The sequence below is a fragment of the Mycolicibacterium arabiense genome (genome assembly GCF_010731815.2).
Lineage (GTDB): Bacteria > Actinomycetota > Actinomycetes > Mycobacteriales > Mycobacteriaceae > Mycobacterium > Mycobacterium arabiense.
On sequence record NZ_AP022593.1, the window covers coordinates 3,024,768 to 3,048,994 of the forward strand.

Genomic DNA, 24,227 nt, shown 5'->3' on the forward strand with positions numbered 1-24,227 from the left:
GCTTTAACCTCCCAATGCTCAACCGTGTAGCGGAATCACATTGCTGTAGCTGGGATCCTGGGCCGGGGCGGCAAGAGCGCCCAGGGCGGTCATGTTCCCGGTGTGGTCGTCGGTGTTGATCAGGTGGGCGTAGACGGTCAGCGTCGTCTTGACGTCTCGATGGCCCATGAGTTCGGCGATGTCGATGGGCCGGATGCCCGCCGCGAGACAGAGGCTCGCGTACGTGTGGCGGAGCGAGTGGAACGACTGGTCGGGGTCGAGCTTCGCGGATGGCGTCAGCCGGTTGGCGCGCAGCACCGCAGGTCGGTAGACGGCCTTATAGAACGTCGCGTGGCGCAGCGGCGTCGACCAGTCCAGCACCAACCGCTTCTCCGCGTCCTCCACGGTGAGTGCGGCCAAGGCGTCCGCCTGTCGTCGCGCGCGGGCCTTCGCGGTGGCCTTCGGCGGCACCTCTTCACCGCCCGCATTCGCCGCTCCCGGTGCGGCGGTCGTCGTCGGTACTCCGGTAGTCCGGGGACGCGTCAACGTCGTACCGGGGAACAGCGGGGCTGTCGGCTCGTTCGAGCGCGGATGCTCCGCGAGGTAGTCCCGCAGCAAGTCGGTCGTCTCGGCGGTGAGCGGCACGCGCCGATAGCTCTGCTTGGTCTTGAGCGGGCCGTACTCGATGGCCGCACCCTTTGCGCGTGCTGCCTGCTCGACGCGCAAGGTGCCCGGCTTGGTCGGGACGTTCGGGTTCAACGGCGGTTCTGGCAGTTCGACGTTCGCGATGGTGAGCCCGCCGAGTTCCGCCGCGCGCAACCCTGCCCAGGCCGCGACGTGAACCAGGACGTTGTAGGGCCAGGGCGTCGCCGCGACGACGGCGGAAACCTGTGCGGGCGTGAGGAACTGCGCCCGGTCCACGACTACGCCGACCTGGCCCCCGTTGGTTCCAGTCTCGGTAGGCAGCTTGATGTACTCGGCGGGGCTCTTGGGCAGCCGGCCATCCACGACGGCCTGCTCCAAGACCATGCGGACAGTCCGGAACGCATGCCGGACGGTGGACGGCTTCTTGCCCGCCTCGGTGAGCCGGTTGACCCACGCCTGGATGTACTCGCGGGTGATCTTGTTGAGCGGGTAGCCGCCGAATACGGCGTCAATGCCAAGCGTCTTGCCGTCGCCGCGTCGGGTTGCGGCCGGGGCGAGCGCGTAGCGGTGGTTCTCAGCGTTGTTGCGGGTGTCGGCCCTTCTCGACTCCAACCAGATCGCCGCCGCGTCCCGGAACAGCATCTTGCCTTTGCCGGGGTCGAAGTCCATGCCCGTCAGCGTCTCGGCGTCGGCCTTCGCCGCGAACGCCTTGGCGTCCTTGCGGGTACGGAACCCACCCTTGCTCCGCTCGGTGCCGTCTGCGGCGTACCACCGCACGACGTAAGTCGTTGTGCCGCTCAAGCGTACGCGCTTCTGTATCCCGGCCATGTGATCCTCGCTCCTTGCTCAATACTGATGGAAAATTCGTGCACGCTACGCGGGGAGGGCAGCCCTCCCAAAACACCCCTACCCCTGTTTCCGGCCGGGGGTGCCTTCAGCGCCAAGCAGTTCCTCGGCGTAGTAGGTCGCAGTGGCGCCGTCCGCGAACCGCACGCGGTGCTCCATGTCGCCGCCGACGTTTCGCGTGCTGTCGACCATGCCGCGCTTGCCCGTGTGCGGGTCGCGCGGTAGCAACACGACCACACGGCTGCGTGGCGGGTAGTACGTCGCCTTCATGAAGCTGCCTCCAATTCGCTTGTAGCCGTGGCACTCTGGTAGATGCGGCGAACCGTGGACTGCTGCCAGGTCGGCCTGCCAGCGGGCGACAGGATCGCCTCGGCCTCCAAGGCGCGGGCGATGCGGCCGAAGCTCAGGCCCGCGTTGCGGTCGAGCACGATGCGCCGCACGACGCCAGCCGTCGCGAGTCGCGGCCGACCGATGCGCTCGCCGCGTGCCTTCTTGGCGGCGAGGCCCGCCTTGGTGCGTTCGCTGATGAGCTCGCGCTCGTACTCGGCGAAGTTGACGACGGTCCGCGCCATCATGCGACCAGCAGCTGTCGACAGGTCCAGGTTGATATCGAGCACGACCAGCGACCAGCCTTGCGCCTGCGCCGCGTCGATAATGTTGGCGGCATGGACGATTGATCGAGCCAAGCGATCGAGCTTCGCCACGATCAGCCCGTCGCCCTGGCCCGACGCGAGCAACTGCAACGCTTCCTGCAGATTGGCGTTGATGTACTTGCCGCTTGCGCCCTCGTCCGCGAGGTGCTCCACCGTCCAGCCACGCCGCGCGGCCTCGGCGTCGACGGCCGATCGCTGCGCTTCGAGCCCGTTGCGGCTGTCCGCTTGCTCGTCGGTACTAACGCGCGAGTAGCCGAAGTACAGCTTCGATTCCATGTTCGTCTCCCTGGGTTGGGGCGTAACCGTTCGGTTCCGCCTTACGCCTCGACTGTACGCCAGCAGCAAACTTCTATTTTGCGCTGAACTGGCATTTTAACTTCTGTAGCCATGCTCATGTCGTACGGTCTCCGCAGCCTCTTCCAAGGTCATCAGCCCGCTACCGCGCGGCATATCGTCGCCGCCGTCCTCGCCCTCGCGGGCGTCCCGCATCTCGCTCGCGGGCGGCTCGGCGGGGCGGGCGGGGCCGTCCTCGTCGGCGGGTTCGACTACCTCTGCGTCGATCGGCGGGGCCAGGGCGGCGGGCTCGACGAATGGGCGACCGTTCATCGCCCGGTGCTCGGCACGGGATATGGAGGCGACGCCGGATAGATCGCCCATCAGCCGTTCGTATGGCTTAAGTTCCACTGAGACCTCGGTTTTGGCGCCAAGGCCCGCCCGGTCCAAGGCGTCGCGAATCGCGTTGAGCTTCACTGCTTCTGATTCAGCACCCGTCGCCATGCCGAGCAGTTCGCGGGCCATCCGGTCAGCCGCAAGCTCAAGACGTTGCTTGGCTTTGCGCTGGACCTGGGGTGCCGCGCCACCATGTGTTCGACAGACCGTCATGCCGCGGTTGGCTGGCTTGAGGCAGCGCTCACCATTCTTTCGTACTGCTACGCAACGGTTTTGATCGTTGCGATCGAGCCACCAATCATCCGAGTACACATCTTCGCTAGGCACGATTTGTCCTCCAATCTCTCTGTTTAACATAGGTTTTCAGAGTCGTTGCTATGCAACGGTTTTGCGTCTTCGATGGTTTTCGAGGCAGTTCCGGGGGTGTGAGGCTGCCTAATCGGCGCTTTTCCATCCTCCATAGGTCGCCACCTCCTGCGGTCGCCTTTTGGGCTCCACGCTGCGGCGGCCCTGCGACCGGCTTCCTAGCCGGGGCGCGACCGCGCCGAGTTCTCTTTTGTAGGTTCGACCCCGCCGTCATCCTCGCGACCGCGCCGACTACGCCTCCGCGCCCTATAGGGCTCGGCGCGGTCGGCGCGGTCGTCGCGTAGTCGCTTCCCTCCGCGCCGTCCGCGCGGTTCGGCGCGGTCGTCGGCGCGGTCGGCGCGGTCATCCCTCGCCACCTTCGTGGTCGTTCTTCAGCTGAACTTTCCAGTTGTCGACGTCCTGTCCACCCGCCTCGGCATACTCATCGCTCAGCGGATCATCATGCTGCCGATACGGTTTCACTACCGAGTAGACCAAGCTGTCGCGCGGGCCATCCTCGCTGCCGGCGAACCCCTCGGCTTCAAGAACTTTGATGGCCTCACGCCACATGTTTCGGTGCTGGGTCTTGCCCTGCTCCTTGCGTTCGGCGCACATCGCATCGACTGTCTTGCTGTTCGTGCGTTTGGCCGGGTCGTCGGTCTCCTCCCAGTAGCGACTGACCTGCTCCATGAACCACGTCGGTCGAAAAGCTCCCTTGCTCGGCTTGCCGTCCGTGTCGGTCGACACGCCACCACGCGAGGGCGGGTCCAACGCCCACACCGTCCGGTCAGTGTCGGTCGAATCCAACAGAAGGTCCGCGACGTGTTGGGTGCGATCAGACTTCCGCCACCGAGTACCTAAGCCCCGCACCCGCCCCGGCCTGTCCTTGCCGACGCGGACGCTCGCGCGGCCCGCTTGGCCAACTGCAAACGGCTGCTCCATCTCCACGACGTACGCCGCGCCGCTCAACCCAGCAATCTTGTGCTGGCTGCCGAGCGCGAACCGTCCACGGGTCTGGGAGTCCTTGGCGACATGATCCACGCAAGCCACTGCCGCGCCCGTGCGGTGCGCGACTGCCTTCGGTAGCTCGCGATGCCATCGCGCTACGTCGTCAGCGTCCATCCCCGATAGGCCGAACAGAGCCATCGAGTCCGTCACGCCGTCAACCACCGCGAGGCTGTAGGTGCCATTGAGTAACGCATCGAACGCCTGTCTCTCGCGTTCAGTCGTCGGCGGCGTCTCAGGGTGGACGTACACGAACAGAGCCGGGTTCTCGACGACATCGACAGGCACGCCCAACCGAATCAACCGCTCCGCAACCGCCCCGGCCTCATCCTCAAAGTCCAGGTACAGCACCGGCTCTCCGATCAGGAGGCATTCCGCCGTCGCGCACTGAACGAGCCATGACTTGCCCGACTCAGTCTCGCCGTGAACGGAATGGATGCGGCCTCGGTAGAACAAGCACGGCCCATCCGCCCGCGTCAGAATGGTTGGTAGCAAGACTGATCGACTATCGCGCGCGGCTCGCACGTCCACCGGTGCCCATGACGGGCTCCGATCGCTCGCGTCGTTCGGCGCATTCATTATCGTTGGCGCCCAGCTGTCAATAACGTCCAGCGCTACGCGACAGGTCTCTGCGTCAGTGAACCCGTGCGCCCGTGCCGCAAGCTCCTCACACGTGCCGTCCGCATCGGCTGCAGCAACGGCGTCCCGCAACATCCGGTCGAACTCGTCAGGATCACGACCCCGGTACTGACCACCTATCGCGTCAGTCCACCGCTCCCGTAGGGCATCCACCGCATCCGTCGCGGAGAATCGACCCGCCTTGGCCTCCCGCATCGCCCAGCACAGCGCATCCCACATGCTGGAGTGTCGATTACTCGGCGTCGTGTCGAATGACTTGCAGATCGGCTCCAGGGCCTGCGGCGAGTCGTTGTCGGTGTGCGTCCCGAGGAACGCCTTCACCCTCGCCGCTAGCTCGCCAGCATCGACGGGTCCCACACGGTTCACGTCAGGCGCGTTCAACCCTTGCGCGATCTCAGCGGGGAGGAACGACAACGCGCCGCCCGGCGCGGTCGCGTAGTGCCCGCCGTCGCGCGGGTGCTGAGTGGGTCCGAGGACGACCGCCCCGCCGTAGCACTTCACCTCACCCCAGCGCTCGCCCTTCGGCGGCTTGAGTCGGCCAAGCCCGCAGCCGAATACCTCGCCTGGCCGAAGGCGATAGAAGTAGTGGCCGCGCTTGTTGTCGGGGTCCGTTGTGGTGCGTCGGAACACTGCCGACTGAAGCAACGTCGATAGCCAGTCCGGGACGTTCTCGGGCACATCAACGTCAACGACGACAAGCCCGCACCCGCCGACGTGTGACGCGATCCCCGCATCGGGCCATCGCTCCCACCATTCGCGCACAATCGAAAGGTCGTCGGTCGCCCTGGCCGGTCAACCCTGCCCCAGGTAGCTGCCGGGGTTCTTCGTGCCGGGTTTGATCGGCACGATGTGGAAGCCCGCCTTCGCATACATCTGCGCGGCCTCTGCGTTAGTCAGATCGGTTACGTCCGGTAGCTCAGATGCGCTGTTGCCGCTGGTCCGATCATTCTCGTTGTTGCGTAGCGACTTTCGGCGTCGGGTCGTTCGGTAGACTCATCGTCGCGTCCTACGGGTCGCGGGTCGTTCACGTTCCTCAGCATGCACGTCCCTTTCCTCGGTGGGTTGTTCTGTTGCCCGGTTGGCCTAATCGGCTGACCGGGCAACAGGCGTTCCGGCCCTCACTCACCCACCGCCGCCCGGTTTTCGGGCGCACGATAGACGCCAGTCTGCTTACGCGACTTGACCCATTCGAGGCCGTCGCGCTTGCTGTAGAAGTTGCCGCCGCCAAGGCGGGTCGGCTGAATCTCGCGGCGTAGCACCGCGTACTTGATCGCGCGCCGGGTTACTGGCAGGCCCTCGTCATAGTGCAGGTACTCGTACAGTTCCTGCTCGTTCAGGGTCGGCTTCTCGTCGTCGTCCATCTCGCAGTTCCTTCGGGTGGTGCTCTCCGAAGATGCCAAAAGCGCCCTTGGAGAGGCAAACTCGGTCTGCACGTCGTTCGTACAGATTGGGTTTGTCTCTCCGAGGACGCCCTGCCGAAGCTCTGCGACTACATCTACCTCGCTTAGATCAGAGCCCCTACTACCCTTTTGGGTCATATTCCAGACCGCACTCGTAGATGCTCGTCACAAAAGACGGGTTATTCAGTTATCCCGGCGGCTCGTCGCCGCGTCGTAGTTCTATCGTAGCGGAACCGCCGCGCTCGCGCCGACGTACGCGACGATCGAGAATTACTGCGGCGTAACAGCTTTGATTGCTACGGCACCTTGACCTCCAGGTTGATTTGAACAAAGCATTCTCCGGGCACGTAGGTCAGCTCACGGTCGATGATCTGTCGAAGCTCCGCGAGTAGCTGTGCTTGTCGCTCCTGATCTACGAACTCGTAGGCAAGGTAACCCCCGCCTGTCGTGAACCGGCTACGCATAGGGTCGCCATCTCGTTCCCACATCATTGGCGGCGACTACCGCCGTCATCGGTCGTCGTCATGTGTTCCCTTTCCAACGCGCGTCGCAGGCCGATCCTGCGGACACCACGGTCAGGGAACCGCAGATATTTAAGAGCTGTCTGAGTTGTTCTTTGAGGATTCATGTGGGTCTCGTCCGGCTCTTAGACGGATGCCTCGCCCTACCCGTCCGATCCCTCGCCGAACGGCCCGCATCGCCTCTCGGCCGCGATGAGCGGCCCTCGCGCCGCCGTCTACGGCGTCGGCGGGACCGGTGAGCCGGGGTCGATACGCGCGCCCGGTGGAAGGTGTACCTGCGCGCCGATGACGTTCGATCGAAACCGAACCTCGGCTGTCTCCCGCACCCAGGCGTCGCAGGACCGACAAATGCCAAAGACCACGATGAACTGGCCCCGCTCAAGCGGCAGATACACGGCGCGCCCGCTGCACCCCTCGGGCGCAAGCTGTACGTCGCAGCCTCGCTCTCCAACCGCATGAGGCATTGGCACGCGGGTCGTGATCATGTACGAGAAGCGCTCCATGGCGTCGTCGTAGACGTAGAGGTTCGGGATGCACGGGTAGTACAGGAACGTGTCACTATCCGCCGCCGCCTCGATGCGATCGCCGAACCGTCGCCTCATGTCACGCATCGTGCTGTCGGCGAGTGCCCACATGGCGGGACTCCAGGACGGATCGAAAAGCCAAGCCGTGTCGTCTGTCTCGCGGGTTACCAGGGTGCGGGTTCGCCCGACCACCTGTATCGCGTCCATGATGGGGTTGTTCGGGTCGGGCGGTAGGTCCATGCCGTACTTCGCGATCAGTTCAGAATCGTTAATGCTCATGCCGTTCGATTGCCTTTCGTATTCTTGTAGCGAGCCGCCCCGGCTGTACGGGTGGGCCGGGTGACGATGAATCGCCACAGTTCCTCGGTCGCGTACATGCGCCGTCCCGCGACGATTCGACAGGACAGCTCTCGCCGGTCGGTTACCGTCTTTATCCATCGCTCGGTAACCGGGACGCCGATAGTCGCGTACCAGGCCACCGCATCAGCGATCGTCTTGTCCGGGACTGGGGACACGTCCAGGTGCGCTGGCGGGTCCGGCACACGCACGGGTACTTCCACTCTCGCCATTTCGCTTCGCCTTTTCGTCGGTACGTCTAGTTTACGTTCGATTCCGTACCTAAGCCGACTTAAGACGACTGCAGTTCGTACCAATAGCTCTGTGCTGTAACGCTATTCGAGCGCCTTCCCTCGTCTCGGGGCTACCCTCGGGCGAAACGGCTACTCGACGAACGGATTGCAAGATGTCAAATACTGTGGAAACGCTGCACATCTGGGGCGGTGAGGGGCGACGCAAGGGCGTAAGCGTCGCGGGCGACGTGCTCGTCAACGAAACGAGCGATGGCGTCAACCTCAACGACATTTGGAACGAGATCCAAGCGGCCCTGGGCGTCTACAACGAGCACCGCTCCACGATCGTGCGGCTGCTTTCGTGTCCGACGACGGCGGTCGCTGACGTCATCCACAGAGCGTCGCGGGCGAATCCTTCGAGATTGCAACGGAAATGGGCATTCCGACCGCTTTGCGCGAGCCCGCCGACTACCTGCGCCTCGGCTACAATTTCCAGGATTACGACAAGCGCCTGTCGGCTTCGTGGAAGTTCCTCCGCAGTGCTACCGCCGAGCAGGTCGAGGCGCAAATCACGCGCATCTTCGAGGCCGACAACCGTCTCGTCAGCGGCACGATCTTGCGCCGCCTGCTCGACCCCGCGCCGCGATTCAACGAGTGGCAGCATACCTGCTACGGGTTGTGGTCGGGCGACTCGATGGTCCCGCCCGCGCACCTCGGAAAGTCGTTTGACGGCAACCACACTCACTACTTGACGTCCGGTTCGACGCATATCGACTCGCAGGACATCGAGGATATGATCCGCCACATCACCGAACACGGCTACGGTCGGTTCGGCAACCAAGGCGGACAGTTGATCATCCTCGCCCACCCGAACGAGATTGAGGACATGACGTTCTGGCGGGCGGGCGTCGAGTACGCCGCCGGCAAGGTGCCCAAGTTCGACTTCGTGCCGTCGCAGGCCGCCCCGGCCTACTTCACCACTGAGCACCTCGTTGGCGCGGTCGCGCCGAGCGAGTTCGAAGGGCTCCAGGTACTCGGCAGCTACGGCGACGCCTGGCTCATCGAGTCGCACTACGTGCCGTCCGGGTACGTAATCGTTGCGGCGACGGGCGGGCTCGACTCGGACCGCAACCCCATCGGTTTCCGCGAGCACATCAATCCGGCGTATCAGGGGCTGCGCCATATCCCGGGTCGTGGCCCGTATCCCCTGACGGACAGCTTCTATGCGCGCGGGTTCGGCGTCGGCGTTCGGCACCGAGGCGCAGCCGTCGTCATGCAGGTGACGACGAACGGCTCATACACCGCGCCCGCCATCCAGACGTAGGGGCCGGACATGCTCGACAACTACCGCCTCTCGCGCGACCCTGAGAAGGACTACCGCGACAAGTCTGAGTTCGGTCTTGGGCCGGGGCCGGTCGCTCCCGGCAAGGAGACCGCGCCGATTCGCGAGGGCGGTGTGTATCGGGCGAAGTGCCCACCGGTCGAACTCGCCCGCAGCGACGATTTCAGTGTGCGGGTGCGAGAGGCCCGCTGGCGTCCGGGTGACCCGCCGCGCGGCTACCCCGGCGAGCGCGTCGGCTGAGGCACCCTCAATCGGCCCGGTCACGGGGCAGGGTCTGCCATCCTCTGCCTCGTGACCGGCAGCCCTGCTTCCGCCTTTCGCACACCGTCCGCTTCGGCGGAACGCAGGTGAAGGCATGTGTCCGGGTGTCCGTAGCGCGGTAGTCGAGTAAGTATTGCGAGTTCATTAGTTTGTTTGTAGACTGATATCCTGTCCATCGACGGGAGAATCAGTATGAGTGAACCCGCAGGTTCCTCCAACGCGCAGCCGAAGAAACGCGGAACAGGGTTCCCGCAGCTTTCGCTGAGGGAGTCGGTAGAGGCCATCGTCGCTATCGGGCAGCACGGTGCCGATCACAGCCACGATGCCGCCGCTGCCTATCTAGGTCATCAGACTGCGAACAGCGGCGCGTTCCGTACAAAGCTGGCCGCGTTGCGCGACTGGGGCCTCATCGCACGCGGTGACAGCAGCCGTGTGACGCTCAGCGAGTTAGCACAGCAGCTGGTTTTGGAATCGCCGTCGTCGCAACTGCTTTTGGCGGCGTTCGAGTCCTGCCGCGTCTTTGGCATGCTCTATGCCGACAGCGCAAAGGAAACTCCGCTCGAAGAGCAACGGCTCCGCAATGTGGTCGTCATGCGTCACGGCGTCTCCACCGATCAGGCGGACAAGTTCATCGAGTCCTTTACAGATAGCGTCGTATATGCAGGCCTAGGCCGCTATGACGGCACGAGACTCGTGCTCTCGCCACGCGACAAAGCATTCAAAGGCGCTGAACAGTCTGAGGACGAGCCAGTCACTACCGGATCGCCATCCGCCCCGATGTCCTCGGAGAGCCCGTCGGCACTGGAACAAGTGTGGGAGGGACAGCAGATCCAGCGTCGCCTGATGGCCGAGGCCGAACGCGGGCCAGAAATCCCGGTCGCGCTACGCCAGACATGGCCGATAGACGGTGGCGAGATCGAATTTGTCATAAGGACGCCGAAGGCAATGCCGCCCGCTATCTACGCCTTAATGGCGGACATGGCCGAGGTGGCAGCGAAAATGGAGCAGCTGTTGAAGCCCGCTGCCAAAGAGGCCCCTGCGCCGTTGCCTGTCGACGGCGACTGAGGGGCTGAGAGGCGCGTGGAGGTCGCCATGTGGGTGGGGCTGGCGATGGCCGCAGTACCCGTCATTGCCGGGCTGTGTTTCCTCGCGTACCTCGTGTTCTTGGCTTTCGTCGTGCTCAAGACCGGCAGCACGGAAGGTTTGAAGGACGTTGCCACTGCGATGCGCGCCTACAGGGTGCCGCTCCTCAGTCGGACGGGCAAGAAGCCAGGCGTCTGATTGAGGCCGTGTTCGATGGTCCCGTATCGGTCCCGTAGACGCAGCCGAACCGAGGGCGAACGGGGGTCGTACCGGAGGCGTCCGAGACCCGTACCGAAACTTTCGCTGATCAGGTCAGACATCGACGGATAGCACTCCTCCGACCGGCGCTTATCGCTCACGCGTTCGGGCGTCGAAGATACTTCCCAAGCTGAATACGCGGGTTCGATTCCCGTCATCGGCTCCACGGCTCACCGACTCCTCGTCTAACTTTCTCTTTCGTCAGTTTGCTGCGCGTCCGTCGGGAATAGTGAGCGAATGGTCGCTCACCCGAGTACGCAGGCAGGGCCGCGGCTGAGCCGGCAGGCATCGACCACGGTGTTCATCGTCGGATCCCTCGTCGCAGTGCTGATCGCCGGCTGGCTGTCGCTGGTGACCCAACCGACGGCACTGGTGTCGACGGCATGGTGGCCCGCGGCAGGTATCGCACTCGGACTGGGCCTACGCATCCCGCTTCGCTACACCTGGGTGATCGCAACCGCGGTCGCCGCCATCACGTTCCCGCTCCTGCTGTGGGCGGGACGGCCTCTCGAGCTGGCCGTCGCCTTGTCGATGGCAGGCGGAATCGAGATGGCGATCGGGGCGATATTGCTGCGTGGCCGGTCGGACACCACGCCCGCGCTGGGCAACCCGCGAGACCTGGGCCGCCTGCTGATCGCCATCCTGGCGGCCGCGGTCGTCTACGACCTGGTCGGGTCCACCGCCACCTATCTACTGGCCGACTCGTCGCAGGCCTGGACGCGACTGGTGACGGCGGTGCCGAAGCACGCGGCGGGCATGCTGCTGCTGGCGCCGCTGTTCATGAAGCTTCCCGGCCGCGCGCGTCAGGCACGGCTGCCGGAGATCGTCGCCGAGATCGCGTTGGTGCTCGGCGTGACTGCGTTCGTTTTCACCTTCACCCCAGGGATGCCGCTGTCCTTCCTCCCCTTCATTCCCCTGCTGTGGGCGGCGGTGCGGCTGTCGACCCGACAACTGATCTGGCTGATGCTGGGCGTCGCGATCATCGCCTACACCGGCAGTGCAGTGAACCGCGGCCCGTTCGCCTTCGATCGCCTGGGCGAGGACACCGGCGTCGTCGTGCTGCAGACCTTCCTGCTGTCGATCATGGTGGTGTTCCTTCTGCTCTCGTTGGCCGTGGGGCTCGAGCAGCGCACCGCTCTGCGGCTGGCCGAACGGGAGGAACTGTTCAGGACGATCTTCGAGACCTCCGTCGCCGGCATGGTGATTGCCACCCGCGAGGCGACGGGATGGCAGGTGACGCAGACCAACGCGTCCGCGGAGGCCATCCTCCCCGGACTCGGTGAGTCCTCCACCTCACTGAAGGCCCTGTTGGGGGAGGATGCGATCCGCGTGCTCTCGGCGGAGATGGACGCGCTGACCGAGGGCAACGCCCGCCTCACCCTGACCACCGCCGCCGACCGCATCCTCAATGTCAGCATGTCTCTCATCAGCGTCGAGTCGGCCGGCCACACCGTGGCCCTGCAGTTCTACGACATCACCGAAGCGGTGCGGGCACGCCGCCTCGAACAGGCCGAACTCATGCGCGCAGCCGAGGTGCAGCGGGCCCTGTTGCCCGGGAAGTTCCCGAGCACGCCCGGCTGGAGTTCAGGGGCGGTGTCGGTTCCCGCCCGCCAGGTCGGCGGAGATTTCTACGACATCCGCGTGCAGGCGCCGCACGCGGTCCTCAGTCTCGGCGACGTCATGGGCAAGGGCATGGGCGCCGGAATGCTGGCCGCGGCGACGAGGGCGGCCCTGCGCGCCAACGACCTGGACGTCAGTCCGTCCACGGCGGTGAGCCGTGCTGCCGACGTCATCGACCGCGACCTGCAACGCACCAGCGCGTTCGTCACCCTGACCTACGTGCTGATCGACCTCGCCACGGGTGACTTCCGATTCGCCGACGCCGGCCACGGACTGCACTTCGTCGTCCGCAGCGGATCCAACCGCGTGGAGCGCGTCGCGTCTGCCGACCTTCCGATGGGGCTGGAAAGCGGCTGGCACGAAAGGCAAGGCGCGCTGAATCCCGGGGACGCGATCCTGCTGGTGAGCGACGGAGTCCTGGACATGTGGGGTGGCTCGGTCCAGCAACTCAGCGACGCCGTCGCACGGTGCGCACAGGATTGTGGCGCCGATCCCCAGGCACTCGTCGACGCGCTCTGTGCGGGCGCGAACGTCGATCTCGAACGCGATGACGTGACCGCCGTCGTGCTCCGCAGAGAGCTGTTGGAGGTTCCGACGCCGACGGGTTGAGACAGCGCTCAGGCATATGCCGGGCGTGCGCCCGCCGTCGAACCGGCAATGCATCGCTCGTACAGCTCGAGATAGGCCGCGGCCATGACGTCCGGAGCGAACCGCCGTTCGGCCGTTGCGCGGCACTGGGCGGGATCGAGATCGTCGACGCAGTCGACCAGCTGTGCCAGCGCGGTCTCGTCCCCGTACTCGGCGAGTAGGCCCGTGCCGGGCTCGACGAGTTCGGGCAGACAGCCACGGCGGTAACCGACCACCGGCGTGCCGAGCGCCAGCGACTCGGTGACTGCGGTACCGCCCGGTTCGTCCCAGCAGACCGGGAACAGCGTCGCCCGCGCGGTCGCGACGAGGTGATCACGCTCCACGCCCTCCACGTTCCCGATCCACCGCACCCGGTCACCGTCGACGTAGGGAGCGACCTCCTCGCGCCAGTACCGGACGTCGGCGTAACGATCCGCATTCGGTGCGGCGACGAGTTCCTCCGGCCCGGTGAACGGCCCGATGGGCCCGGCGAGCACCAACTCCCAGCCACACCGCTGCGCCAGGCGAGCGGCGACGTGCTGACCCTTCCGCCGGTTGATTCGCGCGACGAGGACCAGATGCTTGCCCTTGGCCGGATTCGCCCGACGGGTGGCGTCCTGTGCCAGCGGGGTGGCCAGGTGGACGTGCCCGAGGCTGTGGCGACGGAGCGCATCCGGCGCGAACCGCAGTTGCGAGGCTGACACGCCGTTCACGTAGAAGTGCTCGTGCCTGCCGAAGCCGCCATAGAAGGCGCGGTGCTTGGTCAGGTCCCAGTGCAGGGTATGCAGCACCCCCGGTCGATCGGCGCCCATGGCGGTGAGCACGCTCGGACCGAGAACCTCCATGTGGTCGTGGACCAGGTCGATGTCCGAACGGCATCGCAGTTCGGCGACGACGCGCTGCAGGTGCGCGGCTGCGACACCGGCGACGTCGTTGTAGGGCTCGGCGATGTGCGCGAACTGCGGCTCGTCGAACGCGTGAATCCGCTCGTCGACGTCGAGGCTGCTCTGACCCACGGTGGCGAGGACGACACGCACTCCGCGCCGGCGTAGCTGCGGGATCAGCGTGGCGATGACGTTCTCGATACCGCCGTAGCCCGTCGGCGGAACCGTCAGCCACGGTCCGGCGTTGATCAACACCGTCGGACTCATGGCTGGTCCATGAACGTCGAGGTGCTCAGGGCAGGCGCGGTGCCCACGAAGGCGCGCACGTCCGCCAGGGGCGGTCTCTCCTGCACGGCGACGTCGGAGACCACCAGTTGGTGGTGTACGGGAGTCGTCGTGTCGTGGCGAAACTGGGTGAGCCACCGCGAGGTCGGCACTCCGTCGACACCGATGTACTCGCGCCCGAGGCGCGCGTTGGCGGTCTGCATGATCTGAGCGGCCATGCGCCCCAACGCCTCGATGTCTTGGTGACTGTGGGTCCGCGTGCCCAGATCGACCTGTGCGAGCGCGTCCAGCCCGACGAGGTCGAGTAGGTCGATCAGCATGGCGAATTCGACGCCATAGCCGGTGACGAACGGAATCCGTTCCAGCACATGCCGATAACCCCCGTACTCGCCTGCCAGGGGCTGGACGAAGCCGGCCAGACGTGGCCAGAACATGTTGATCAGGGGCCGCGCGACCAGTTCGCTCACCCGACCGCCTCCGCCGGGGACGGTCAGCTGGTCGGTCTTCAGCGGGCGAAGGTAGTGCGCCTTGACGAACATCACGCCCGGTTCGCAGAGCAGTGGGCCGAGCAGTCCGACGACGAAGTCCGTCGTGAAGTCGCGTAGGTCCGAATCGACGAAGAGCACGATGTCGCCGGTGCTGGCCGCCAGTCCCTTCCACAACGCGTCGCCCTTGCCGTCCATTCGCGGGTGTTCGGGCAGGATCTCGTCCTGGTGATACACCGTGGCCCCGGCTGACGCCGCTACCGCGGCAGTCTCGTCGGACGATCTGGAGTCGATGACGATGAGTTCGTCGACCAGGCAGACGTCCTCCACGAGCCGACGACGGATCTGGGTGACGATGTCCCCGACGGTCTGGTCCTCGTCGCGGGCGGGCAGCACGACGCTGATCCGCCTGGCGCCCTTGGCGCGCACGACCCGTTGCAGCGTCCACGACGTTCCGCGACTGGAGCGCCGTGACAGCCAGTCCCACATCTCGGGGTCCACGCCAGCAGGAGCGTGTTCGTCTGCATCCAGCATGTCATTGGGGTAGCCATTGACGTCGGCGTCGAATCCACCCCTAGGGGTGGAGTGTCGGCCCCCGGTCTGGGTATCCGGTGCACATCGCCGAACCGGGGAGATCGAACATTGAATCGCTGCACAGTCGGCTTCGTAGGAGCCGGTGGGGTTGCCGTGCGACACGCGCGTCAACTCGCCCAACTCGAGAACGTGCGGATCGTCGCCGTGACGGACCCCGTTGCGGCGACGGCACAGTCCTTTGCCGAGATGACGGGCGCCGCTGCGGTGTCGGATCTGGACGCAGTCCTGAACGCATCGCCGGATGCGGTGTACGTCTGCGTTCCCCCGCACGTCCACGGCCCCATAGAGGAACGGCTGCTCGGCGCGGGCACCGCAGTGTTCGTCGAGAAGCCGCTGGCGGCCGACCTGCCGACCGCCCAGCGCATAGCCGACGCGGCGCGCAAGGCCGGTGTGGTGACCTCGGTTGGTCATCACTGGCGGTACTCGTCTGCCGTCGACCTCGTCCGCGAACTACTCGACGGCCGACCGGTTCGGCTGGCGGTGGGGTCGTGGATCGACCGCGTACCGCCAGTGCCGTGGTGGAGCAAGCGGGCGATGTCGGGTGGTCAGGTCGTCGAACAGGCGGTGCACGTACTCGACCTGCTGCGGATGCTGTGTGGCGACGTCGTCGAGGTCGACGCCTACGCCAACTCCACGCCGCCGGGCACTCCGGGCGCCGACGTCGACGGAGCAACCGTCGCGATCCTGAAGCTTCGCTCCGGAGCGGTTGGGACCGTGTCCGCCGCATGCTGCTTGGACTGGAAGCATCGGGCGGGTCTCGAACTACACGCCGACGGCCTGTCGATTGCGATTCACGAAGACCGCGTCGTCGCGACGACGGCGCAGGGACCCGTGGAGCACAGTCTGGCGCCCGATGACGCCAAGCTGGCCGCGGATCGCGCCTTCATCGACGCCGTGGTCGGCAACGGGACGGCTCGCGAGGGAATTCTGGTGGACTACGACGAAGCGCTGCGGACTCACCAACTCGCCTGCGCCATTGCGGATTCCGGCGCGAACGGTCGTCCTGTGAGGCTCCATGACTGACCGGGCCTTCACCGTCGTGGTCGAGCGCCGCGGTGTCGTCACGCTGCGCGACGATCCACCGCCGCCGCCCGTACACGACGGCCAGTTCGACGTCGAGACCGTGTTCAGTGGGTTGTCGACCGGCACGGACCTCAGCTGGGTCAAGGGCGCGAACCCCGCCCTGCACCGCAGATGGGATTCCGAGCTGGGCCTGTTCATGCCGGGCGACCCAGACGTGGGCTATCCAATCGAGAAGTTCGGTTACATGCAGGTCGGTCGGGTCACGAACAGCGCGATATCGGCTGTGCAGCAAGGTGATCTCGTCGCGATGACCTACGGGCACCGCAGCGCGTACCGCGCCGACGCGCTGGCCGACCGCTTCGTGAAACTGCCCGATTCACTCGATCCGGTGCTCGGCATCTTCGCCGCACACATGGGACCGATTTGCGCCAACGCGCTCCTGCACGCTGCTGCCGACGTCCACGGCGCCGACGTGCGCAGTCTCGCCGACGGGGTGCGCGGTCGCCGGGTCGCCATCACCGGCGCCGGCGTCGTGGGTCTGCTGACCGGCCTGTTCGCCCGATTGCACGGCGCCGCATCAGTGGTGGTGGTCGAGCCCACCCCGGCACGCCGCCGCGTCGCGACCGACCTCGGCCTGGAGGTGATCGACCCCGACGACGTCGACCCAGCCGTCACCCTGAAGAGCCGGTGGCGTCACGCGGCCGGTGACCGCGGAGCCGACGTCGTGTTCCAATGTCGTGGCCAGGCAAGCGCATTGGCATTGGCGCTGCGCCTGCTGCGCCCCCAGGGGACCGTCATCGACCTGGCGTTCTATCCGGGGGGATCCGAGGACGTGCGACTAGGTGAAGAGTTCCACCACAACGGACTGAGCCTGCGCTGCTCACAGATCGGACGGGTGCCGCGCGGCACCAGCCATCTGTGGGACCGCGAACGTCTCAGCGCCGAGACGTTGGCGCTGCTGGCCGCCTACGGCGACGACATCACCAGGCACGTCATCACCGACTTTGCGCCCCTGGCAGAGGCGCCGGAGACCCTGGTCCGACTGGCCAACAGTCGGCACGCCGGGCTGCAACTCGTGTTCACCTGAGCGAAGATTGGGTGACGCCGGCGGGCACCGGACTAGCATCAGCAAACATGTCGAACTACGGCCCACCTGGCTCGAACTACGGTCCACCGGGGGATGGCGGGTACTACGACGACGGGACCGGCGGCTACCGCGGCCAACGGCCACCCCAGGAGCCGTTGCCCGAGCAACCCGTGCCCTGGTACCGGACTCCCGGCGCGATGTTCGCCGCCGGTGCGCTGAGCATGCTGGTGTTGGCGCTGATCGTGTGGTCGGTCTTCGGCAGCGACGCCGACGACGCGGACACCACCTCGAACACCTCGCTGACCCCGATCACCCAGTCGGCGACGACGACCCCGCGCAGTGCAGCACCGACCACCGAGACGACGACGGTCACCGAGACCAGCACCGTCTCGGCAACGCCGACGACCACCATCGAGACGACCACGTCGCAGGAGCCATCGACCACCACGAGCACCGTGACCAGCACGGTCACCAGCACCTCCGTCAGTACGACGGTCAGCACGACGACGGTGACGGCACCCCCACCCCCGCCCGGCGGATGATTGCGACGCGGCGCTACGCGCGTCGGCTCGTCACGGGCCTGTTGGCGGCGTCGCTGTGGCTCGGCGTGGGATGCGCCTCGCAGCCCGCGGCTCAATCGTCCGGTGTCGTACCGGCACATCCGGTGAGCTGGGGCGTGTTCCTGCCGGACGACTCATCCGGGTCGAGCGCACTGTCCGTGGTCACCCAGATGGCCGGGGCACCACCGCGCTACCTGCTCCAGTTCGCGGCAATCGACGATCCGGTTCCCTTCGCCAAGCTGGGCGCGGCCCAGGCCGCAGGCGCCCTGCCGATCCTCACGCTCGAGATGTGGCAGCCCGGTGCGGGCGTCGAGCAACCCGCATACGCACTGCGCCGCGTGACGGCCGGTGACTTCGACGCCCAACTGGATCGGTGGGCGCGCGAGCTGGCCGGCTGGGGGCAGCCGGTGATCCTGCGGGTCAACCACGAGATGAATGCCCCGCACTATCCGTGGTCGGTCGGCGTCAACGGCAACACCGCCAAGGACTCCGTCGCGGCATGGAAGCACATCCGAGAGCGCTTCGTCATCGCCAAGGCCGACCGCGTCTCGTTCATGTGGTGCCCCGACGCCACCTCCGAGGGTGCCGACGACATGGTGGCCGCCTTCCCCGGTGTGGACAGCGTCGAGGTGCTCGGACTGGACGGCTACAACTGGGGCGACGGAGACGGAAAATCGTGGCGTTCGCCGGGCGACGTCTTCGGTCAGGCGCTCGACCGGCTTCGCGGCGTGGACGGGGAGCACGACATCCTGATCGCCGAGACGGCCAGCGCCGAGGGGCCCGTTTCGGGAACGGACAAGGCGGATTGGATCTACGGCCTGTTCGACTTCCTCGCCACCCAGGAGCGGGTGCGCGGCCTGGTCTGGTTCCAGGCCGTCAAAGAGCGGGATTGGCGGTTCAATTCGTCGCCTCAGGCGCAGGAGGCGTTCAAGCAAGCGGTGGCCAAGCAGTCGTCCGGCTGACGACGTTCTAGGGCTCGAGGCTGCGCACCAGCGTCCAGTGATTGCCGTCCCGGCCCCGGCGGTAGGACAGCTCGTCGAGCACCCGGTGTGCGATCGCGAGGCCTCGTCCACGGTCGGACATCTCGTCGGGCATGCGGACGCCGCCCAGGTCGACGGGCGAGGGGTGTCCTTCGTCGAAGAACGTCGCCCGCACGACGTCGGGGAGGAGTTCGACCTCCAGGCGCAGCCGGATGGGCTGATTTCCACCCGAGTGTTCGACGATGTTGGCGCCGATCTCGCCGGCCGCGAGGTCCATGTGCATGCGCACCACGTCGTCGACGTCGTGGGATTCCCAGAGCCGGTCGAGCGTGGCCTGGATCTCGTCGAGGGTGTCCGGCCCGGTCGTGGTGTCCAGCACCACCGATTCAGTCATCGAACGCACTGTCGGCTGAATCATGCGCGCGCAGCACGCGATTGAGATTCGTCAGCTCGAGCACCGTGACGACCTGCTTGGTGGGAGCGGCGATGCGCAGGTCGCCGCCGGCCTGGCGGGCGACCTTGAGGCCCGAGATCAGTGCGCCAAGACCCGAGGAGTCGATGAACTCGGTGGCGCTCAGATCGACGACGACGCGCGCGTTGCCTCCTTCGACCAGTTCGTGGAGTTGCTTGCGCAGAGCCGGCGCGGCAACCATGTTCAGACGCCCATCGGGGCGCACCACGGTCACACCCGAATCCGTTGTACGCGTCTCGTAATGACTCATCACTCTCCTTCCGGCTGGTGCCCGCGGTACCGCACCGCCTGAAACACCACGCTGAGTATCAACAGATCGAACAGAACCCAGAACACGTTGACCCCGACGCCCAGCACCGAGATGGCGCCGAAGTACAGCTGCACGATGCCGATGATCGACGCGATCACCAGGACGACGATGACGACGAGCTGCCACTTGACCAGGTGCCACGGGATGGCGCCGACGTCCTGGCGCGTCTTGGGTGTCACCGCGAAGCCCAACGGCCGGTCGAAGACCACGTTCAGGAACGCGGTGTAGCACGCACGAATCCACACCGGGAACAGGGCAAGGCTGTACTGCTGTCCCCGCCAGGTGGGGGTGCCGCGGCTGATGACGATGAACATCAGCTGGTTGAGGAGCAGGAACGGGATCAGCCTGCCGAAGAAGTCCCAGCTGTACGCCGACACCGGCAGGACGCCGAAGATCAGATAGATGGCCGGGGCGGCAAAGTAGGCCAGCGCAGCGAAACCCGCCAGGTAGCTGTACATCGTCGACCAGTACATCAACTTCTGACCGATCGACAGCCCCTTCTGCACGAAGGGGTTCTCCCGCAGCATCACCTGCACGGTCCCCTGCGCCCACCGCAGCCGCTGAGTCAGCATCGTCCGCACGTCGTCGGGCGCCAGGCCGCGGGCGAGGACCTCGTGATGGTAGGCAGAGCGCCACCCCATGGCGTGCAGGCGCATGCAGGTCGCCATGTCCTCGGTGACCGAGATCGTCGCCATCGGCAGCATGGGCTGCGCCTCGTCGTCGCGGCCCACGTCGACGGCGCGGATCATCGCGCTGATCGACTCGATCGCACCCAGCGGTGACCACTCACGGCCGGCCAGCGATTCGAGCGCATCGTCATCGAACACTACTGCGGTCGCAGTGTTCTCGAGATTCTCGCCCAGTGCGGCGATGATCTCGAGGTCGGCGCGCATGGCGGTGACGTCGGAGTCGACGATCGTGCGCGCGGCCGCGTCCACCCGCTGCTGGAAGCCGAAGGTGATGTCCGCCAGCTCGCGTTTGTCCCGGAGCTGACGGCGCGCGTCGCGCACGGCCTGCAGCACCGACTCCAGCGCAGCGGCCACTTCGGGCTGGTCGGAGCCGGCCTGTTTCCGCGCGGCCCTGATCATCTTGCGGGCGGCGTACAGCGTTCGCTTGATGCCGTCCTCGACCGCGCGGACGTATCCGCGAACACCCAACTGCATCAACGCCTCACGGCGAAGCACGGCATTCGAGCCGCAGAAGTACGCCGCGTTCCAGCCGTCCTTGCCCTGCTGAATCGGACCGTAGAACAGTGGGGCCTGACTACCCAGGGGATCGCTGAACGGCACGTTGTGGAAGTACTGCGGCGTCTGGACGAGCGCCATGTAGGGGTCGCGGAAGTAGCCCAGGGTCTTGTCGAGGATGTCCGGTTCCGGCACTTGATCGGCGTCGAGCACGAGGATGTATTCGCCGTCGGTCTCGAACAGCGCGTTGTTCAGGTTGCCGGCCTTGGCATGACGCGGTTTGTCGGCGGTCCAGCTCGCCGAGCGGGTGATGTAGCCGATGCCGCGTTCGGCTGCGGCAGCGGCGAGTTCGTGACGGTCCCCGTCGTCGAGGATCCACGTCGAATGCGGGAACCGGATGCGTTGCGCCGCCTCGGCCGTCTCGAGGACCATGTCGACCGGCTCGTTGTAGGTGGTGATGAACACGTCGACAGTGGCATCGTCGGGAGGTGGCGGAGCGGGGTTGCGCCGCAACACCTTCCACATCGTCAACCCGAACAGCAGGGAGTCGATGACGCTGTAGGTCTCGGCGACCACCAGCGGTACCGCGATCCACCAGGCCTCCCAGTTGATCGACGCCAGCCACCGCCAGAGGATGTAGTTGATGCCGAGCAGCGCAGTGCACAGGATCAGCAACCGCAACCAGGGTGACGGGTACTTCCCCTTGGGCGTATCCGGCAGCTGATGCCTCATCCAGTCGGCTCTCGCCGCACCACCACGAGCGTCACGTCGTCCAGCGGCGCCTTCTCGGCGACCATCTCACGCGCCCGCCCGCACAGGTCGGCCGGTTCGGCGTGGCGGGCGACGTACTGCAGCGCGGGCCGTACGTCGCTGCCGTCGCCGATCAGGTCCAGTACGCCGTCGGAGGCGATGATCAGGCTGTCGCCCTCCCCCAGCGCGACCTCTCCGGCCTTCCACGTATCGCCGGGAAGGACGCCGAGTGGGAGCCCAACGCTGTCCAGCCCGTCCACCCGGCCGTTGGCGCGCACCACGACGGCGAAGCCGTGCCCGGCATCGACGTAGCGGACGGTGGCGTTGGTCGTGTCCAGGTGGGCATGGAAGAGGGTGACGAAGGTGTCGGTGCGCCCGAGGTCGTCGGCGAGGAGGTCCGCCACGGAGTTCACGACGTCGGCGGGGTCGGTGCTGCACTCGACTTCGTCGACGGCGCGGGACGCGCCGCGCAACGCCGATCGGACGCTGGCCGCCAGGATCGCGGCACCCAGGCCCTTGCCCATGACGTCGGCGACGGTGAACGCCGCGCCGCCCTCGATCGCATAGTGGTCGTAGAAGTCGCCACCCACGGCGTACGCCGGCAGGCACATCGCGCACACGGAGTAACCCGGGAGGTCGCCGATGGCCAGCGGCAGCAGGTGGCGTTGCACGTCGGCTGCTCGCTCCAGGTCGTCGGACTGCTCGAGTTCACGCTGCGCCCAGGCGGCGAGTTCGTTGAAGGTCTCGAGTTGCTGGTCGTCGAGAACTCGCGGCTCGGTGTCGTAGATGCAGAACGTCCCCACCGGATGGCCACCGGGTCCGTACAGCGGATAGCCGGCGTAGAACCGGATGCCACCCGGTTGTCCGACGCCGGGGACCATCGCGAACTCGGGCCTGGCGGCCGCGTCCTCGATGATCAACGCCGGGTCGTCCGGTCTCTCGTAGGTCCGCGCGATCGTGGCCTGACAGATGGTCTTCGTGCGCGGCAGATTGATGCCGATGTCGAGGTTGTCGACTTGTTTGAAGAACTGCCGATCCCGGTCGACGAGGGCCACCGCGGCCATCGGCACGCCGATCGCGATGCGGGCCATCCGCGTGATCCGGCCGAAGCGGTCGTCGGGCGGCGAGTCGAGCAGCTGCAACTGCGCGAGTGAGCGCACTCGCGCGTCCTCGACCTCAGGCGGTAGCTCCCAGCTCGCTCGAAGAGCCTCGACCGTCATGTCTCGACCTCACTCAGTGCCGCGGCCATCGCCGCAGCGGATCGGGGCGTGCTGCGAATCCGCCAGTCGGTTTCCTTGTCGTGGTCGAACCAGACGAAGCCGGCCACGTCCTCGGCGGTCAGCCACTCGATGAACTCGCCGATCCAGTGCGCCTTGTCGCCGCCCGCCTCTGCGCAGCCCACCTCTGCCATCAGAACCGGCTTGTCGGCGATTTGCCGAACCGCGGCGAGCGTCGGGGCGAAGATCTCCGTCGGCGGCATCCAGCGACTCCATGGTTGGGTGATTCCCCAGTTGTAGCCGTCTATTCCAATGACGTCGACGTATGCGTCGCCCGGGTACCACGCCTCCAGCGCGTGGTCGGTGGAGTTGGCTGCGTCGGGTGCCCACATCCACTGCACGCGGTCGGCCCCTCGGGCTCGAAACAGGTCGTGGACGTGACGCCACGCGTCGGCGTAGACCTCCGGTGCGGTGCCGCCGGCCGGGGACCACGGATACCAGTCCCCGTTGAACTCGTGGGCAAGGCGAATCATTACCGGGGACTGGGTTCCGGCAAGGGCATCGGCCCACGCGATCAGGTGGGCGTCGTGCTCACCGGCGACGATCTGGGGCACGAGCGCACCGGCGTCGCGTTGCCGGTCCGTGCGCCACAGCCAGGGCTCCCAGGTGATCACCGGCATCGCGCCCGTCGCGGCAACCCTCCCGATCTCACGCACCGGCGGCCCCGCGGCGAAGTCCTCGAACCACAGCACCATGTCGGGCCGGCGACCCACCGCCGCGGCGATATCTGCGACCTCGTCGAGCCCCCATGCTCCTCCGAGCGTGCTGACTCCAAAGCGCAGACGTCGGTCCATGCGCATCCCACCTCTTCCGGCAGACACCGAGGCAACCTTAGGCACCGGGGAACGCGAGCGTAGGCCAAACGCGTGGCACCCGGCAGGGGCAGGTCGGGGATTTCGGACCCAGTATTTTCAAGGTCAACGCGCGTGTGTTGCTTAATTTGCAGGCAATGACGTTCACCCGCAGTCGATGGACCCGTTATTTAGTTTGCCGACGAATGGTCTGGCTAATTTGCGGATGTTTGCAAAAGACGTTCTGGACAGCCCGTTAGGTGATCATTTCAGTTGCCATACCTGCATCAAGTTGCCGCATTTCGAGATTGCTTGCGCAAGCGTCAACGGAGAGCGCACTATTGAGGCGGCGCAGCGGACGGGTTCGCTGCGATAAGAGGCTCGATTTCATGGAGCGCACGAGTGGCACGGGGGAAACGGGGAAATGGTATGTCCGACACCGTTCGGTCGCAGGACACCCACGACGTCGATGCCGGCGTCGACTACGTGCCGACGGACGAGGCGTTTCGCTCGTCCGGATTGCGCGGTGAACTGCAACGCGTCATGTCGCGAGTGCGGC

23 protein-coding genes and 1 pseudogene are annotated in these 24,227 nt (G+C 66.1%); 8 read left to right on the top strand and 16 right to left on the bottom strand.

Going from position 1 to position 24,227, the window contains the following annotated elements; translation table 11 throughout:
• Positions 1-18 precede the first annotated feature (18 nt).
• From G6N61_RS16265 to G6N61_RS16295, 8 genes and pseudogenes are all read right to left on the bottom strand, one after another.
• Entirely contained in the window at positions 19-1,452 is a 1,434-nt protein-coding gene (locus G6N61_RS16265; protein WP_163919443.1) for a tyrosine-type recombinase/integrase, read from the bottom strand.
• Positions 1,453-1,530: 78 nt separating this feature from the next.
• Entirely contained in the window at positions 1,531-1,740 is a 210-nt protein-coding gene (locus tag G6N61_RS16270; protein WP_163919444.1) for a hypothetical protein, read from the bottom strand.
• Positions 1,737-2,399 carry a recombinase family protein gene (locus G6N61_RS16275; RefSeq protein ID WP_163919445.1) on the bottom strand — a complete coding sequence of 221 codons (663 nt, stop codon included), beginning with the start codon at positions 2,397-2,399 and terminating at the stop codon, positions 1,737-1,739. Before G6N61_RS16275 ends, G6N61_RS16270 begins: the two co-directional genes overlap by 4 nt.
• Positions 2,400-2,495: 96 nt before the next feature.
• A complete protein-coding gene (locus tag G6N61_RS16280; RefSeq protein ID WP_163919446.1) occupies positions 2,496-3,119 on the bottom strand; it encodes a hypothetical protein in 624 nt (207 codons plus the stop codon).
• Between the two features lie 381 nt (positions 3,120-3,500).
• The gene (locus G6N61_RS31135) at positions 3,501-5,000 is read right to left on the bottom strand and encodes an AAA family ATPase (RefSeq protein WP_308215001.1); all 1,500 of its coding nucleotides are present in this window, start codon (positions 4,998-5,000) and stop codon (positions 3,501-3,503) included.
• A 204-nt stretch (positions 5,001-5,204) separates the two neighbouring features.
• Positions 5,205-5,555, bottom strand: a pseudogene (locus G6N61_RS31140) (bifunctional DNA primase/polymerase); the annotation flags it as partial.
• A gap of 344 nt (positions 5,556-5,899) precedes the next feature.
• Positions 5,900-6,142: a hypothetical protein gene (locus G6N61_RS16290; protein WP_163919448.1), complete on the bottom strand. Its 243-nt coding sequence runs from the start codon at positions 6,140-6,142 to the stop codon at positions 5,900-5,902.
• A 775-nt stretch (positions 6,143-6,917) separates the two neighbouring features.
• A complete protein-coding gene (locus G6N61_RS16295; protein WP_163919449.1) occupies positions 6,918-7,505 on the bottom strand; it encodes a hypothetical protein in 588 nt (195 codons plus the stop codon).
• Between the two features lie 723 nt (positions 7,506-8,228).
• On the opposite strand from G6N61_RS16295, the gene G6N61_RS16300 reads away from it, so the two are divergent.
• The 5 genes from G6N61_RS16300 to G6N61_RS16320 all read left to right on the top strand — a co-directional run bounded on the left by G6N61_RS16300 (position 8,229) and on the right by G6N61_RS16320 (position 12,968).
• Positions 8,229-9,119 (top strand): hypothetical protein, encoded by an 891-nt coding sequence (locus G6N61_RS16300; protein ID WP_235887140.1) that lies wholly within the window; start codon positions 8,229-8,231, stop codon positions 9,117-9,119.
• 9 nt (positions 9,120-9,128) lie between these two features.
• On the top strand, positions 9,129-9,377 hold the full coding sequence (locus G6N61_RS16305; protein ID WP_163919450.1) for a hypothetical protein: 249 nt from the start codon (positions 9,129-9,131) through the stop codon (positions 9,375-9,377).
• 213 nt (positions 9,378-9,590) lie between these two features.
• Positions 9,591-10,463: a hypothetical protein gene (locus G6N61_RS16310; RefSeq protein WP_163919451.1), complete on the top strand. Its 873-nt coding sequence runs from the start codon at positions 9,591-9,593 to the stop codon at positions 10,461-10,463.
• Between the two features lie 15 nt (positions 10,464-10,478).
• Complete coding sequence (locus G6N61_RS16315) at positions 10,479-10,679, top strand: hypothetical protein (RefSeq protein ID WP_163919452.1); 201 nt, start codon at positions 10,479-10,481, stop codon at positions 10,677-10,679.
• A gap of 297 nt (positions 10,680-10,976) precedes the next feature.
• Positions 10,977-12,968, top strand: a complete 1,992-nt coding sequence (locus G6N61_RS16320; protein ID WP_163919453.1) for a SpoIIE family protein phosphatase — start codon at positions 10,977-10,979, stop codon at positions 12,966-12,968.
• Positions 12,969-12,976: 8 nt separating this feature from the next.
• Here the strand turns inward: G6N61_RS16320 and G6N61_RS16325 are convergent, their stop codons facing one another.
• Positions 12,977-14,137 carry a glycosyltransferase gene (locus tag G6N61_RS16325; protein WP_163919454.1) on the bottom strand — a complete coding sequence of 387 codons (1,161 nt, stop codon included), beginning with the start codon at positions 14,135-14,137 and terminating at the stop codon, positions 12,977-12,979.
• Positions 14,134-15,174, bottom strand: coding sequence for a glucosyl-3-phosphoglycerate synthase (locus G6N61_RS16330; protein ID WP_220101427.1), 1,041 nt, complete (start codon positions 15,172-15,174; stop codon positions 14,134-14,136). The genes G6N61_RS16325 and G6N61_RS16330 overlap by 4 nt, the downstream gene beginning before the upstream one ends.
• Positions 15,175-15,225: 51 nt before the next feature.
• On the opposite strand from G6N61_RS16330, the gene G6N61_RS16335 reads away from it, so the two are divergent.
• Both G6N61_RS16335 and G6N61_RS16340 read left to right on the top strand, forming a co-directional pair.
• Positions 15,226-16,257, top strand: coding sequence for a Gfo/Idh/MocA family protein (locus tag G6N61_RS16335; RefSeq protein ID WP_264076648.1), 1,032 nt, complete (start codon positions 15,226-15,228; stop codon positions 16,255-16,257).
• Positions 16,250-17,344, top strand: a complete 1,095-nt coding sequence (locus G6N61_RS16340) for a zinc-dependent alcohol dehydrogenase (RefSeq protein WP_163919456.1) — start codon at positions 16,250-16,252, stop codon at positions 17,342-17,344. Before G6N61_RS16335 ends, G6N61_RS16340 begins: the two co-directional genes overlap by 8 nt.
• 124 nt (positions 17,345-17,468) lie before the next feature.
• On the opposite strand, the gene G6N61_RS16345 is transcribed toward G6N61_RS16340, so the two are convergent.
• A complete protein-coding gene (locus G6N61_RS16345) occupies positions 17,469-17,846 on the bottom strand; it encodes a hypothetical protein (protein WP_163919457.1) in 378 nt (125 codons plus the stop codon).
• A gap of 36 nt (positions 17,847-17,882) precedes the next feature.
• Between G6N61_RS16345 and G6N61_RS16350 the strand changes: the two genes are divergently transcribed.
• The gene (locus G6N61_RS16350) at positions 17,883-18,866 is read left to right on the top strand and encodes a glycoside hydrolase family 26 protein (protein ID WP_163919458.1); all 984 of its coding nucleotides are present in this window, start codon (positions 17,883-17,885) and stop codon (positions 18,864-18,866) included.
• 7 nt (positions 18,867-18,873) lie between these two features.
• Here the strand turns inward: G6N61_RS16350 and G6N61_RS16355 are convergent, their stop codons facing one another.
• The 5 genes from G6N61_RS16355 to G6N61_RS16375 are packed head-to-tail and all read right to left on the bottom strand — an operon-like array spanning position 18,874 to position 23,671.
• Positions 18,874-19,278, bottom strand: a complete 405-nt coding sequence (locus G6N61_RS16355) for an ATP-binding protein (protein ID WP_163919459.1) — start codon at positions 19,276-19,278, stop codon at positions 18,874-18,876.
• Positions 19,271-19,606, bottom strand: coding sequence for an STAS domain-containing protein (locus tag G6N61_RS16360; protein ID WP_163919460.1), 336 nt, complete (start codon positions 19,604-19,606; stop codon positions 19,271-19,273). The genes G6N61_RS16355 and G6N61_RS16360 overlap by 8 nt, the downstream gene beginning before the upstream one ends.
• Complete coding sequence (locus tag G6N61_RS16365; protein ID WP_163919461.1) at positions 19,606-21,582, bottom strand: glycosyltransferase; 1,977 nt, start codon at positions 21,580-21,582, stop codon at positions 19,606-19,608. The genes G6N61_RS16360 and G6N61_RS16365 overlap by 1 nt, the downstream gene beginning before the upstream one ends.
• Positions 21,579-22,820 (bottom strand): PP2C family protein-serine/threonine phosphatase, encoded by a 1,242-nt coding sequence (locus tag G6N61_RS16370; protein WP_163919462.1) that lies wholly within the window; start codon positions 22,818-22,820, stop codon positions 21,579-21,581. Before G6N61_RS16370 ends, G6N61_RS16365 begins: the two co-directional genes overlap by 4 nt.
• On the bottom strand, positions 22,817-23,671 hold the full coding sequence (locus G6N61_RS16375) for a glycoside hydrolase family 26 protein (RefSeq protein ID WP_163919463.1): 855 nt from the start codon (positions 23,669-23,671) through the stop codon (positions 22,817-22,819). Before G6N61_RS16375 ends, G6N61_RS16370 begins: the two co-directional genes overlap by 4 nt.
• Positions 23,672-24,227 lie beyond the last annotated feature (556 nt).